Here is a 13273-nt window from a genome sequence, read left to right on the forward strand (position 1 = left end):
TTCTGCTAGGCTTCCCCGTGCATTTTAGGGGAGGGGATTATGGCGGTTCATTTTGAGGTTGAGGGGACGATGGCGATCATTACGCTGGACCGGCCCGAGCGGCGCAATGCGGTGGATGGGGAGACGGCGCAGCTGCTGGTGGATGCCTTCACCCGTTTTGATCAGGATGACAGCCTTTCCGTTGCCGTGTTCACTGGATCTGAAGGCACATTCTGTGCAGGCGCTGACCTGAAAGCCATTTCCGAAGGCAACCTCAACATATTGAAAGAAGAGGGCGATTTTGCCCCGATGGGTCCCTCCCGCATGCGGCTTTCCAAGCCGGTGATTGCGGCCATTGAAGGCCATGCGGTGGCTGGCGGGCTGGAACTGGCGCTCTGGGCGGATATGCGTGTTGCGGGAAGATCAGCAGTGTTTGGCGTCTATTGTCGCCGGTTTGGTGTGCCACTGATTGATATGGGCACCATTCGTCTTCCTCGCCTAATCGGCCAGTCCCGTGCTGCAGATATGATCCTGACAGGGCGCAGTGTGAGTGGAGAGGAAGCGGTTGCCTTTGGCCTCGTCAACCGGCTCGTGGGAGATGGTGAGGCACTCGCTAAAGCAAAGGAGCTTGCCGCGCACATCGCGCAGTTTCCGCAAATGTGCATGCGCAGCGACCGGCTTTCCATGTTTGAGCAATGGGACATGACAGAGACTGAAGCCATCAAAAACGAAATGCGACGCGGCCTTTCGGTGATCTCCAGCGGAGAGACCGTTTCCGGCGCAACAGCTTTCAGCCACGGCAAAGGGCGCCATGGGGCTGGCGTGGAAAGCTGATGGGTCTTGAGCAAAAGTAAATAAGTACGATGCAATTTTGCGAGATGAGCTAAGCCTGCTTACACCTAAACTCCAACAAGCATTACTTAACGGAAAGCGTTTCTCTTAGCATGACACAATATGTCTCTCAGGACCGATTGTGGGAGGAACGCCGTGCCTGCTCAACCTCAAAACCCCGCTGGAAATCAGGAAAACCTGCCGCCAGAGCAAGAGCAATGGCTGGATGCTGTGGAGCGGGCGCTCAACGTCCGGCTGGGTGAAATTCCGCCTCAGGGTGACAATGACGTCGAGCCTATGATTGTTGATGGGCCTGAGGAAGAGCGCGGCGAGTTCATGGCCATCGTTGAGGATGATGAGCAGGAAAACATCGAGGAAGGGATCGAGCAGCGGGCAACGCATGATCAGCAGGGTCGTGTCATCGAAGAGCGGGGTGAGTTTCTGGCGCTTGGAGATGATGAGGACGAGCGCGACATAGAGCGGGGTGTTGAGCAACGTGGTATGGATCTGCGGCAACCTGAAATCCCGTTTGAGGCCCCGCCTCCATATGATCCTCCGCCACCTTATGAAGCAGGTGAACAGGAGGATATGGAGGACGAAGAGTTTGAGGAACTGGAGCTGCCCGAGCATCGTGAGCTGCATCAGCGTGATCCGCAGCCGGAGGATGGGGAGCATCAACCTCGTGTTTACAACGAGATGCCGCGGGCCGGCAGCCCAATCCGCGTCAACCGTCGCAATGATGGTACCATGGTGATTGACCGCAGGTCCGTGCCCGCAACCATCAAAGCAAGGCGTCAACGCCGGCGTGGGCAGCCTGATAAGGTGACTTATGAGCCCACACAGCATTCGATGAACATCGAAGGGCTGATTACGCCGCCCAATCAGATAGAGAACGATCGCCTGCAAAGTGTGTTTGCCACGGGGGCGACAGGTTACCTGCAGAAGTTTCCGGATATCGAAGACTCCGTGATCAAGCGGTGCCATGCGATGAAAAACGGAGATGGCTCCTTACAGTTTATCGGTGCGGATCAGGTGGTCCATGAGACCAAGATCCTCACGGCCCTCTCGCACTTCAAGGATGCCAAGGGAGCTGAAAACATCATTGAATATCGCGGCTCAGGTATTTCCCAGTTTGGGGAACCGTTCCTGATTATGGAAGAGATGAACGGTGGCACCCTGGCAAATCGCATTCCTGATGATCGCGGTCTGGAAGAGCCTCAACTGAATGATTTCGCAAAAGGAGTGCTCTCCGGCATGGCGTTTTTGCAAAACCGGAACATCATCCATCAGGACCTGAAGGCGGATAACATTCTGTTCCGTGACAATGAGAGCACTGTGCCGGTGATCAGTGATTTTGACACAGCCTCAGCACATGAAGGCATTGCATCTGACAACGAGAATGGCCGGGACTATCGCTATAAAAGAGGTGGTTCTCCAGACATTCAGCCGCCGGAAGTTTATGATGCCAACGGGCAGGCAACTGGCAAAATCGACTCCTGGAATGGCGGCATTCTGCTGTTGCAGGCCGCAATCGGTAACGATGGACGGCAAGCCTTTCTCAATGAAACGGCAGCGTTTCGCGCGCAAGACGGGCAAAGGGATCAGGGTGTCTATGATGCCTTTCTGGAACCCCGCATCGCCAATGTGCCGCCAAACATTCAGGCGGTGATCAAGGGTTTGCTGAAGGTAGACCTGAACGAGCGCATGACTGCGGAGCAGGCACTGGCGTTGATTGAGGACGAGCCGGAAGAGGAGCAGCAGTAGCTGCAATTCTCATGATTTTGGTAGGTCAGCTTACACGCTGTTTTGGCTGTTTGCTTTTCAGCGCATAGGCGAACAACGATACTTCCCTTCACGGCAGGCTGAGAAGAGGAGATCTCGAGTGGTTCGCAAGGCCGGTGAAGTTCCCGGAGGTGACAATGGCTGAATATGACCAGTGGCTCAACGCCGTCGCCAAAGTGCTTAGTATCGACCTTCCGCCGGATCCTTCCGGAGCGGGCGGCAGCGTGCGCGGTGAACCTCGCGAAACCCCTCCTGATGACAGCCCAATCCGAGTGCAGAGCAAGCCAGATGGCAGCATGGTGATTGAGCCAAGCTCTGTGCCCACCGCTTTCCAGCCCGGCAACACCAACGGTGGCAAGCAGCCTTACGGCAACATGTTCAGCATCTCTGAAGAGCATGCCGTGGATGTTACCGGTAAGGTGAGCCCCCCTATTACAGGCGGTGCGGCCAATGCCGAAAACGTGCTGTCCTATGATGCCTCCGGCGTGGTGCAGGACTATCCGCATATGGAAAATGCGGTGATCAAACGCCCCAATGCTTACGCTGCCGGACCGGATTCTCCGCCAACCTTTGTGGGTGCTGAACTGCTGGTGCATGAGGCCAAAATTCTCACTGCGCTTGGTGAGTTTGATGAGGCGCCGGGCAGCGAAAACATCCTGAAGCTGAAAGGCGCTGGCCTCACCGAGTTTGGCGAGCCTTTTGTCATTCGCGAGAAGCTGAATGGTGGCTCGCTGGATGATCGCCTGCCAGAAGACAAAGGCATGGATGAAGAGCCGCTGAATGATTTTGCTGGTGGCTTGCTTGCTGGCGTCGCGTTTCTTCAAAAGCGCAACATCTTCCATCAGGATTTAAGCACTGACACCATCCAGTTCCGTGAAGATGAAGACACCTCGCCGGTGATCACCAGCTTTGACTGTGCAACGGCGCATGAAGGCGTTGCGGCTGATTGTGAGGACGGCCAGCATTTTGAGCTTGAGATTGGTGGCACGCCCAACAACCAACCCCCTGAGCGTTTTGTTGATGGCGCGGAACTCTCCTCCAAAGTAGATTCCTGGGCCGGTGGCCTTGTGTTGGTGGCTGCAGCAGCAGGTAAGAACGCACAGCAAGAGCTGATTGCAGAGCTGCAGGAGTTCCGCAGTGGCAGCAGCACAGACCAGTCCGAACTGGATGAAAAGCTGGAGGCACGGCTGAATGGCACGCCGGAAAACATCAAGGGTGCGATCAAAGGCCTGCTGAAGCTCTCACCAGAGGAGCGCCTTTCTGCAGAAGAAGCGCTTGGAGTTGTTGGCGAGCGTCCCGAATAGGCGGTTTGAAAATTTATTCCTGAAAGTAGTTACCTGAGGTTGGTCGTTAGATTATTCTTCTGCCAAAGGCCCTGATTGCGCTAAACGCTTTTATGCACTATGCCAAAGAAGCACGCATTTTTGAGGGCGTCTCGGGAGGGGATCATGACAACTGCTGCAGCCAACTGGATCGATCGGTTCCAAGGCCTTTCCAAACTGGAAAATCACATCAGAGAAATTCTGGTCAACCGCAGCACCATCGTTTCCGTTCCTGCTGGCACCGTCATCTTTGGCCCCGGTAAGGCCCCGGAAAACCTGCTGCTTTTGCTGTCAGGTTCTGTGCGCGTGCAGCAACTCTCTGAAGGCGGACGTGAGATCATTCTCTACCGTGTGCATGCGGGCGAAAGTTGCGTTCTGACCACGGCATGTCTGCTGGCCTACGAGGATTACTCCGCAGAAGGCATCGCGGAAACGGACACGCAGGCCGTCGCCATTCCGCGCATGGTGTTTGATGATCTCATCGCCCAATCCGAAACCTTCCGCCGCTTCGTGTTCTCCGCGTACTCCAAGCGCATCACGGACCTGTTTCTGGTGATTGAGGAAATCGCCTTCCAGCGCATGGACATCCGGCTTGCCCAGAAACTGCTGGAGCTTGCAGGCAGCGGCACTCAGATCGCCACCACCCATCAGCAAATGGCCGCCGAACTGGGCACCGCCCGCGAAGTCGTCTCCCGCCAACTGCGAGAATTCCAACGCCGCGACTGGATCACCCAATCCCGCGGCACCATCGAAATCACCGATCGCTCCGGACTGGAAGTTCTGGCAAAGGCGTGACTTGACGCTTAGCTCTTGAGAGTAACCCTCGGATCGCGCGCCATCCACTTTTGGATTTCATGGCTCTCGCGATCGTAATCATGATCTGATCGTGCTTTTTCAGGCTCGATGTGATTGGTGTTTGTGGGCGAGGCGAAGAAGTCAAAGCCGTAGATATCTATCTGCTTGTAACCACCCAGTTCCTCCAGCAAACACAGCAGCCGGAAGCCTGTGCTGGGTTTTTTCTCGGTTCGGGCGTGATAGCGCTTCAGTTCCGCTGTCTTCAGCAGGTAGACAATGTCGCTGTGTTTGGCGAGCCAATGAGGCAGAGAAAAGCTGCGTTCTGCCGGTGTCCAAATGACCCGCTGCGCCTGCTGGTTATAGACAAAGCTTTTGGGAATATCGAGGCTGGTTGCCACCCATGACAACTTTTGTCCGTGGCTTTTGATGTGCGGGATTGCACCGCGATTGATCCGGATAACGATGTCATGCTGATCAATCTCCGGCCCGTAATCCTTCGCGCACAATGACTGCGCGTTGCCAACCACAGCTATACGCTTTCCGGCAATGTCATTCTGCAGTTCGTGTTTTGGAACATGGCCTCTCAGCAGCCGCATGCGCAGCATACGCAGGATGTGTTTGCGTTTGGCAACGGAGTGCGCCCGTCTGCGTTGGCGGTACACCATCTTCAGGTTCTGGCGTGCTTCAGCTGAAACATCCCAGGTGACATAGAATTGCTGGTCGTTGTTGATGCTGCGCAAGACCTCAACATAAGGGAAGTGCTGGGCAAGCTTCTCCTGCCACCATACGGACGAGTGCACGGTGCAATGAGCGTTGGAGCCATCTGCCAGCAAGGCTGTGGCGTAGAGTGTTGGGATATGGAAGATCACATTCTCTGATTTAGTGCGAATGTCGGCCAGTACGGCATCCAGTTCCGCCTCCGGCACATGCTCCAGCACATCGGTGTTCAGCACAAGATCAAACGCCCCTTCAGGAGGCGTACTGTATTCGGGAATGCAGGGATCATAACGGTGGGAGGCACAGCCAAGCTGAGCAGCTAGCTCTTCCACCAACGAGCTTTTTCCGCAGCCGTAGTCGAGAATTCTTGCTGGCTTGAGATCAGCGGCCAGTGGCAGGATCACGTCCATCAGGTAGGACGAGGATGTACCATAGCCGGGGTTGGATTTATGAAGCTGCGTGTAAAAGTCTTTGTTCGTGACGGAAACTTCGGTCAACTGGAACCCCAACTGCTTTCTGGCCCACATTCCGGGTCACAGCACGTGCCGCGCATCTACTTTGCCGCCATGCTAGCCAGAAAACGGGTCTCTGAAACCTACGGATTGTTCTGGGATGGGCAGCTGGCATTATGAGCTGCAGGCATTTCGCGTTGATTTTTAAGGTGCTTCTACAAAAAAGGCAGCGATTGGGGCGGAGTTTGGTGACTTCGTCACTGAAGCGATAGAAAAGACTCGTTATCCGTTGAGCCACGTACCTGGAGGACGAGACTATGACGGCTAACGTTGGAACTATTGATCGCATTCTTCGTTTTATCATCGGTGTCGTGCTGATTGCACTGCCGCTGTCAACCACAATTTCTTTGTTTGCGCAGCCACTTTTCTTCTATGGCGCAATCATTGTCGGCATCGTAATGCTGCTGGTTTCCGTTGTGCGGATTTGCCCGCTCTACTCCATTTTCGGAATTAAAACCTGCCGCGTTTAAGCTTGCCCGCGGAGATCGCAAACTGATTTCCGACAAAAAATTATAATAAGAAAAGCTTAGGCGGCTGTGCAGGCGGTCGAACACGAAAACAACTTTGGTGCACGTACCATCGACCGCCACTGCGCACATGTTAACTTATTGAGGAAGTTATGACTAACTACCCCGTAAACATGGCTGTCGAGCCTGAAGTGAAGGCCTTTTTTGACCCGGCCACACACACGATCAGCTATGTTGTGAAAGACCCTGCCTCGTCGTCCGTTGCCATCGTGGATTCCGTCATGGATATCAACTATGCAGCGGGCCGTATCACCTATGATAATGCAGATGAAATCATCAAATACGTGCAGGACAACAACCTCACTGTTGAGTGGTTGATTGAAACCCACGTTCATGCAGATCACCTTTCTGCTGCGCCTTACATTCAGCAAAAGCTGGGCGGTAAGATCGGCATTGGTGAGCACATCACTGTGGTACAGGACACCTTTGGCAAGGTGTTCAATGAAGGAACTGAATTCCAGCGCGATGGAAGCCAGTTTGACAAGCTGTTCAAGGACGGTGACAGCTATCAGATCGGCACCATGACTGCGTTTGCCATTCATACGCCAGGCCACACACCTGCCTGTATGGTGCACGTGATCGGTAACGCTGCTTTTGCAGGTGACACCTTGTTTATGCCGGATGGCGGTTCTGCCCGTGCGGACTTCCCTGGCGGTGATGCTGCAACGCTCTACGACAGCATTCAGAAAGTGCTGACACTGCCAGACGAAATGCGTCTGTTCATGTGCCACGACTACGGCCCCAATGGCCGCGACATCGCATGGGAAACCAGCGTCGGTGATGAGAAAGAGCACAACATCCATGTTGGCAAAGGCCATTCGCGCGAGGACTTCATCAAGTTCCGTACAGAACGTGATGCGCAGCTGGATGTGCCAAAACTGATCATTCCTTCCTTGCAGGTGAACATGCGTGCAGGCGAAGTGCCGACCGATGAGGACGGTGTTCCAATGCTTAAAGTGCCAGTCAACGCACTTTGATCTGATGATGTGAGGAGGGGAAACATCATGGATATCAAAAGTATCAGCTCATCACTTTCTGTCTGTCCGCAGATCACTGCGCAAGACGTTCAGAAAATTGCGGACCTGGGCTTCCGCAGTATCGTTTGTAACCGTCCCGATGGGGAAGGCGCAGACCAGCCGGTGTTTGACGAGATTGAAGCAGCGGCGAAAAAGCTGGGTCTGGAAACCCGCTATCTGCCGGTGATCTCCGGCAAGGTGTCTGATGAAGATGCCGATGCCTTTGGTAAGGCAATGAACGAAATTCCGCGCCCTGTGCTGGCCTACTGCCGCACTGGCACGCGCTGCGCCACCCTTTGGTCTCTCAGTCAGGCTGAGACGATGACCGTAGCCGACATTCTGGCAGCGACCAAATCTGCTGGCTACGACATGGCAGGCGTTGTGCGCCGCATTGCCAATGGCGGCAGAACCCCGACAGATCGCGCTGATGCGTCCTACGACGTTGTGATTGTTGGCGGTGGGGCGGCGGGCATCGCCGTGGCGGCCAGCCTGAAATCCCGAAAGAGCGATCTTGATATCGCTGTGATTGATCCTGCTGATATTCATTATTATCAGCCGGGTTGGACCATGGTTGGCGGTGGCGTCTTTAAAGCTCCCAGACCGCCAAAACCATGGGCTCTCTGATACCGCGAGGCGTGCACTGGCTCAAATCCGCGGTGGCCGCGTTTGAACCGCAGGACAATGCGGTCATTCTGGATGGCTGCCGTGTCGTGAAATACGATCGCCTTGTGGTGTGCCCCGGTCTGAAGCTAGACTGGCACAAGGTGGAAGGTCTTGTGTCCACGCTTGGCAAGCACGGCGTAACCTCCAACTACCGCTATGATCTGGCGCCCTACACCTGGGAACTGGTCAGCGGCATGAAAGAGGGCCGTGCGATCTTCACCCAGCCGCCGATGCCGATCAAATGTGCTGGTGCTCCGCAAAAAGCGCTTTATCTTTCAGGTGACTACTGGCGCAAGCAAGGTGTGTTGAAGAACATCGACATCCAGTTCCACAACGCTGGTGGTGTTCTGTTTGGCGTGAAGGAGTATGTGCCTGCGCTGGAGAAGTACATTGATCTGTACGGCGCAAACCTCAACTTCTTCAACAATCTGGTTGCCATCGACGGGCCAGCGAAGAAAGCGTGGTTTGATGTGGCTAAGCCCGATACGCCGGTTGAGCGGGTGGAAGTGGACTTCGACATGATCCATGTCTGCCCACACAGTCTGCCCCGGATTTTATCCGCGTCTCGCCTCTAGCTGATGCGGCAGGCTGGGTGGATGTGGACCACATCACCCTGCGCCACAAGACCTACACCAACATCTGGTCACTGGGTGATGTGATGAACGCGCCCAACGCGAAGACAGCTGCGGCTGCCCGCATGCAGGCACCGATTGTTGCTGAAAACCTTGTGGCCGATTTGGAAGGCAAGACACCCTCTGCGCAGTACAACGGCTATGGCTCCTGTCCACTGACAGTGGAACGCGGCAAGATCGTTCTGGCTGAGTTCGGGTATGGCGGCACCTTGCTGCCGAGCTTCCCCACATGGCTGCTGGATGGCACCAAGCCGACCCGAGCTGCGTGGATCCTGAAAGAGCAGATCCTGCCACCGGTCTATTGGTGGGCAATGTTGCGCGGCAAGGAATGGATGATCAAGCCCGAGAAAGTTAGCGCAAGCTAAAATACAAGTTGCGGCCTTTGCTGAATCAATATCATGTATCCGGGGGAGCTTCTTCCCCGGATTAATCAAAAGCACTTTGAAGGCAGACCCATGTTTTCCTCGGCCTTTCGGCGATACCTGCCCGTTTTCGATTGGGGCAGAAACTATAATAAAGACAGTTTTTCCAATGACATGATTGCTGCAGTGATTGTGACGATCATGCTGATCCCGCAATCTCTTGCTTACGCCCTGCTTGCCGGTCTGCCGCCGGAAATGGGGCTCTACGCATCTATCCTCCCGATTATTCTTTACGCGATTTTCGGCACCAGCCGCGCTTTGGCCGTTGGCCCTGTGGCTGTTGTTTCCTTGATGACGGCCGCTGCCATTGGCAGATCGCAGAAAGCGGAACAGCTGGCTACGCCATTGCCGCGTTGACGCTTGCCATGCTCTCTGGCGGTATTTTGTTGCTGATGGGCGTGTTCAAGCTCGGCTTCCTCGCCAACTTCCTCTCCCATCCAGTGATCGCAGGTTTCATCACCGCCTCCGGTGTGTTGATTGCCAGCAGTCAGCTCAAGCACATTTTGGGCGTGGATGCCAAAGGGCATACGCTGGTGGAGATTGTGGTGTCCATCTTTGAGCATCTGGGTGAGGTGAACCTAGCCACGCTCCTGATTGGCGTGTCCGCCACGCTGTTCCTGTTCTGGGTGCGCAAGGGCATGAAGCCTATGCTGCTGGAGATGGGCCTGAAGCCACGTCTTGCTGATGTTCTCACCAAAGCTGGTCCCGTAGGTGCTGTTGTGGTGACAACTGCTGTTGTCTGGATTTTCGGGCTCGATCAGTCCGGCGTAAAGATCGTCGGCTCTGTGCCACAAAGCCTGCCACCGCTGACCATGCCAAGCTTTTCCAGTGAGCTGATCGGCGCTTTGTTTGTGCCAGCTCTGCTCATTTCCATCATCGGCTTTGTGGAGTCTGTCTCTGTTGCCCAAACATTGGCCGCCAAAAAGCGTCAGCGCATCGACCCGGATCAGGAGCTGATCGGTCTTGGTGCTGCAAACATCGGTGCGGCCTTCACGGGTGGTTATCCGGTGACCGGTGGGTTTGCCCGTTCTGTGGTGAACTTTGATGCTGGTGCGGAAACGCCTGCAGCTGGTGCTTACACTGCGGTTGGCCTTGCTATCGCCGCTGTTTCCCTCACGCCTCTTATCTTCTTCCTGCCCAAGGCAACATTGGCAGCGACCATCATCGTGGCTGTGCTGTCTCTGGTAGACTTCAGCATCCTCAAGCACAGCTGGAGCTACTCCAAGTCAGACTTCTCAGCTGTGGCTGCAACCATTCTGCTGACGCTTGGTTTTGGTGTTGAAACGGGTGTGTCTGCGGGTGTGATCCTTTCCATTGGGCTCTACCTCTACAAAACCTCGCGGCCTCACATTGCTGAGGTTGGGCTGGTGCCGGGGACTGAGCATTTCCGCAACATCAATCGTCATGAGGTGCTCACCAGCCCACAGCTGCTGACCATCCGCATCGATGAGAGCCTCTACTTCGCCAACGCGCGTTTTCTGGAAGATTACATCTACGACCGTGCGGTGGATGATGACTGCCTCAAGCATGTGGTGCTGCAATGTTCTGCGGTGAATGAGGTGGACTTCAGCGCTCTGGAATCTCTGGAAGCCATCAACCATCGCCTGCAGGATGCAGGTATCCAGCTGCACCTTTCTGAGGTGAAAGGCCCGGTGATGGATCGTCTGCAACGCTCGCATTTTCTGGATGAGCTCTCTGGCCGGGTGTTCCTCTCGCAATATCAAGCGCAAGAGGAACTCGCTTCCGTCTGTACCCGCCAAACAGCTCAAGCTCCTGCCTGATTAACCCCCCTTATCAGGCAGTGCTAAGAGACCCCGTGGATCCCCTCCACGGGGTTTTTGTGTGATAAGGAGTAGATATCTACGAGGAAGATCGATGGCACCTGAAGCAGAATTACTCTCCAGCCTATGTTTTCAAATTGCTCGTGTTTTGAATGAATCTCTCGTTGATCCTCAAGCAAAGGATGGTGCTGAAGATATATACGATTACGGTCAAGCACCTTACACGAGCGCTTGCTGGTTGTTGGTACGTTTTAATGTCCTTCAGGATGTCACCAACAACACGTTCAATGTCATTGTGCCTTTTGAAAAAATCGAAGAGCACCTTAATCTGGTCGATCCAGAAAAGCTCTTAAAAGAGAAAGACGAAATCTTCCGGATCTTTCTGCGCTGTATGTTGGATTATCGAGAGGATCTGTCCTCAGAACTAGATCCATTTGATGTTGCGGCGATAATGGTGCCAACGATGGAGCTGTTAGTACAGTGTGGCTATGCCGAAAAAATGCAGGATTTGTATCGTTGGACGCCGGAAATCACGGATCATATGATTGCGGCACTCGAATGGGTTGAGGATCAAGGGCGTGCCTTTGCGCTTCGAGATGTAGATACGTCTATTCGGTGTGATGAAGTATGGTTTCGTATCACACCGTGGCATCAGCATTTTCTGGCTTTGAAGTGTGCCACAATGAGCGAGGATCAGCTTTGGGATTACATTTACAAACGCCTGAGACCAGACCAGTTATGTTTCTTTGAGATCCCGGATGAAGAGCGATGCACACCACCTCGAAATCAAGATGAACTCGCTGCTGAACTACGAGCGCGTCTGGAAGAGGTAAGGGCACGTCAGCCGTTCTGGACGCGGCTCTAAGTTCAGTTATGGATATTACCCGAATACCTCCCTTCGCCTACTTGCCGATCAGTCCTCCTGATTTATGCTGTGTAGCAAGATGTTAGGTGCGGATGGGCATGGGAAGCGGCTGTGGGGCGTAAGAGCTTAAAGGTAGAGAACACCAACCGGATCCTCGACGCTTTTGAGCAATGCATTGAGGCTTACGGCTTACGCGGAGCGACGCTGGAAGTGGTTGCCAAACAGGCGGAGATGGACCGGCGCATGGTGCTCCACTACGTCGGCAAGCGTGAGGCCCTGGTGGCTGCGCTGGTGGAGCGGATTGTTGCCCGTTTTGAAGAAAACGCACTGGATTTTCTGCGGGATCAGCAAAGTGAAGATCTGCAAAGCGTACTGCTGGAGTATCTGTTCAGCTCAGAGTTCAACACGCACCCAAGCACGCGACTGGTCGCAGCGTTGCTGCCGGAAGCGTTGCATGATGATCAGATCCGACCTGCGGTGAAATCCATCTACGATGCTTTCCACCAAAGCGTTGCGGGCTTCCTTCGTGAAATCGCACCGCAAGCAGACGAAAGCCGTTTGGAGCACACAGCATTCCAGATCATGTCACTTTCATTCGGTGGCGGCTGGATGACCAACATCGGCTTCCAGCCAGCTCTGACCGAGGCAAACAAGGCATTGGCGAAAACGCTGTTAGCCGACCTTGCCGCCTCTTGAGGTGTGATCAGTTCTCTTCCAGCTCTTCTGTTTGCGGGACGATGTTGTTCTCCGCAACCCATTGATCAAACTCTCGCATTGTGTTCTTGAGCTCTTTGCCCACCATCATCACGTGGTCGGAGTCCGGCAGAACCACGAGCTTGCCGTTCTTTTTGTATCGGTTGGCGGTGACGCGGGCTATGCGTGGGGCGACGACGCGGTCTTTGGCGCCGCCGAGGATGAGGACGGGGGCGGTGATTGCATCCACATCAACCCAGGATGATCGCTGCGGATCAAGGAACCAGAAGCCCATATCCATGTAGCGCGGCCAGATTCCAGCTTGAGGGAGTAGAAGAACTCTTTCGCCTTCTCTTCAGTCTGCTCGTTGACCACCGACCAGCGGAATTCCTCCCAATGTGGGTAGAGCGGTTTGCGCCAAAAGCCCCATTGCAGGAAGTGCTTGTAAAACGTGCGCAGCATGGATGGGTAGAACGGGAACATACCCCAGGCAGGTGCCGGGGAAAGCAGCAGAACGCCTTTGTTTTCAATGCGCGCAGCCACAAGCTGAGCCAGCAGGCCGCCCATGGAAACCCCTCCGATTATTGGCGGCTCATCAAGCGTTTTTACGAAGTCCACCAGATCGTTCACATAGTCCAGCAGTCGCACTGTGCCGAGTTTGAGAGCGCCCTCCAAACGGGTAGATCATGATACCGCAAAATAGGTGTGTGCACGGTGTAGCCACGCGCTTCCAACT

11 protein-coding genes and 2 pseudogenes are annotated in these 13273 nt (G+C 54.6%); 10 read left to right on the forward strand and 3 right to left on the reverse strand.

Going from position 1 to position 13273, the window contains the following annotated elements; genetic code table 11:
• Positions 1 to 39: 39 nt before the first annotated feature.
• From JCM12308_RS10935 to JCM12308_RS10950, 4 genes are all read left to right on the forward strand, one after another.
• Entirely contained in the window at positions 40 to 813 is a 774-nt protein-coding gene (locus tag JCM12308_RS10935; protein WP_054783731.1) for a crotonase/enoyl-CoA hydratase family protein, read from the forward strand.
• A gap of 153 nt (positions 814 to 966) precedes the next feature.
• Positions 967 to 2574: a protein kinase domain-containing protein gene (locus tag JCM12308_RS10940; protein WP_054783732.1), complete on the forward strand. Its 1608-nt coding sequence runs from the start codon at positions 967 to 969 to the stop codon at positions 2572 to 2574.
• A 155-nt stretch (positions 2575 to 2729) separates the two neighbouring features.
• On the forward strand, positions 2730 to 3896 hold the full coding sequence (locus JCM12308_RS10945; RefSeq protein WP_054783820.1) for a protein kinase domain-containing protein: 1167 nt from the start codon (positions 2730 to 2732) through the stop codon (positions 3894 to 3896).
• Between the two features lie 144 nt (positions 3897 to 4040).
• A complete protein-coding gene (locus JCM12308_RS10950) occupies positions 4041 to 4709 on the forward strand; it encodes a Crp/Fnr family transcriptional regulator (RefSeq protein ID WP_054783733.1) in 669 nt (222 codons plus the stop codon).
• 8 nt (positions 4710 to 4717) lie between these two features.
• Here the strand turns inward: JCM12308_RS10950 and JCM12308_RS10955 are convergent, their stop codons facing one another.
• A complete protein-coding gene (locus JCM12308_RS10955) occupies positions 4718 to 5923 on the reverse strand; it encodes a glycosyltransferase family 29 protein (RefSeq protein WP_208609191.1) in 1206 nt (401 codons plus the stop codon).
• Between the two features lie 272 nt (positions 5924 to 6195).
• Between JCM12308_RS10955 and JCM12308_RS10960 the strand changes: the two genes are divergently transcribed.
• The 6 genes and pseudogenes from JCM12308_RS10960 to JCM12308_RS10985 all read left to right on the forward strand — a co-directional run bounded on the left by JCM12308_RS10960 (position 6196) and on the right by JCM12308_RS10985 (position 12540).
• Entirely contained in the window at positions 6196 to 6408 is a 213-nt protein-coding gene (locus JCM12308_RS10960) for a YgaP family membrane protein (RefSeq protein WP_008549161.1), read from the forward strand.
• A 149-nt stretch (positions 6409 to 6557) separates the two neighbouring features.
• Positions 6558 to 7442 (forward strand): MBL fold metallo-hydrolase, encoded by an 885-nt coding sequence (locus JCM12308_RS10965; RefSeq protein WP_054783735.1) that lies wholly within the window; start codon positions 6558 to 6560, stop codon positions 7440 to 7442.
• A 27-nt stretch (positions 7443 to 7469) separates the two neighbouring features.
• Positions 7470 to 9141: pseudogene (locus JCM12308_RS10970) on the forward strand (bifunctional protein tyrosine phosphatase family protein/NAD(P)/FAD-dependent oxidoreductase).
• 90 nt (positions 9142 to 9231) lie between these two features.
• Positions 9232 to 10979, forward strand: a pseudogene (locus JCM12308_RS32225) (SulP family inorganic anion transporter).
• A gap of 94 nt (positions 10980 to 11073) precedes the next feature.
• Complete coding sequence (locus tag JCM12308_RS10980; RefSeq protein ID WP_054783736.1) at positions 11074 to 11844, forward strand: hypothetical protein; 771 nt, start codon at positions 11074 to 11076, stop codon at positions 11842 to 11844.
• A gap of 111 nt (positions 11845 to 11955) precedes the next feature.
• Positions 11956 to 12540, forward strand: coding sequence for a TetR/AcrR family transcriptional regulator (locus JCM12308_RS10985; protein WP_208609192.1), 585 nt, complete (start codon positions 11956 to 11958; stop codon positions 12538 to 12540).
• A gap of 7 nt (positions 12541 to 12547) precedes the next feature.
• Here the strand turns inward: JCM12308_RS10985 and JCM12308_RS29625 are convergent, their stop codons facing one another.
• Positions 12548 to 12787 carry an alpha/beta hydrolase gene (locus tag JCM12308_RS29625; protein ID WP_208978455.1) on the reverse strand — a complete coding sequence of 80 codons (240 nt, stop codon included), beginning with the start codon at positions 12785 to 12787 and terminating at the stop codon, positions 12548 to 12550.
• Positions 12718 to 13212 (reverse strand): alpha/beta fold hydrolase, encoded by a 495-nt coding sequence (locus JCM12308_RS29630; RefSeq protein WP_208978456.1) that lies wholly within the window; start codon positions 13210 to 13212, stop codon positions 12718 to 12720. The genes JCM12308_RS29625 and JCM12308_RS29630 overlap by 70 nt, the downstream gene beginning before the upstream one ends.
• Between the last annotated feature and the right edge of the window lie 61 nt (positions 13213 to 13273).

It is taken from the genome of Pseudovibrio denitrificans JCM 12308 (assembly GCF_001310815.1).
GTDB lineage: Bacteria > Pseudomonadota > Alphaproteobacteria > Rhizobiales > Stappiaceae > Pseudovibrio > Pseudovibrio denitrificans.

What these genes read in the sequence shown, in the direction of transcription:
- JCM12308_RS10980 (WP_054783736.1), top strand. Translation starts at nt 11,074, where the DNA reads ATGGCACCTGAAGCAGAATTACTCTCCAGCCTATGTTTTCAAATTGCT.
- JCM12308_RS10935 (WP_054783731.1), top strand. Translation starts at nt 40, where the DNA reads ATGGCGGTTCATTTTGAGGTTGAGGGGACGATGGCGATCATTACGCTG.
- JCM12308_RS10950 (WP_054783733.1), top strand. Translation starts at nt 4,041, where the DNA reads ATGACAACTGCTGCAGCCAACTGGATCGATCGGTTCCAAGGCCTTTCC.
- JCM12308_RS10960 (WP_008549161.1), top strand. Translation starts at nt 6,196, where the DNA reads ATGACGGCTAACGTTGGAACTATTGATCGCATTCTTCGTTTTATCATC.
- JCM12308_RS10945 (WP_054783820.1), top strand. Translation starts at nt 2,730, where the DNA reads ATGGCTGAATATGACCAGTGGCTCAACGCCGTCGCCAAAGTGCTTAGT.
- JCM12308_RS10965 (WP_054783735.1), top strand. Translation starts at nt 6,558, where the DNA reads ATGACTAACTACCCCGTAAACATGGCTGTCGAGCCTGAAGTGAAGGCC.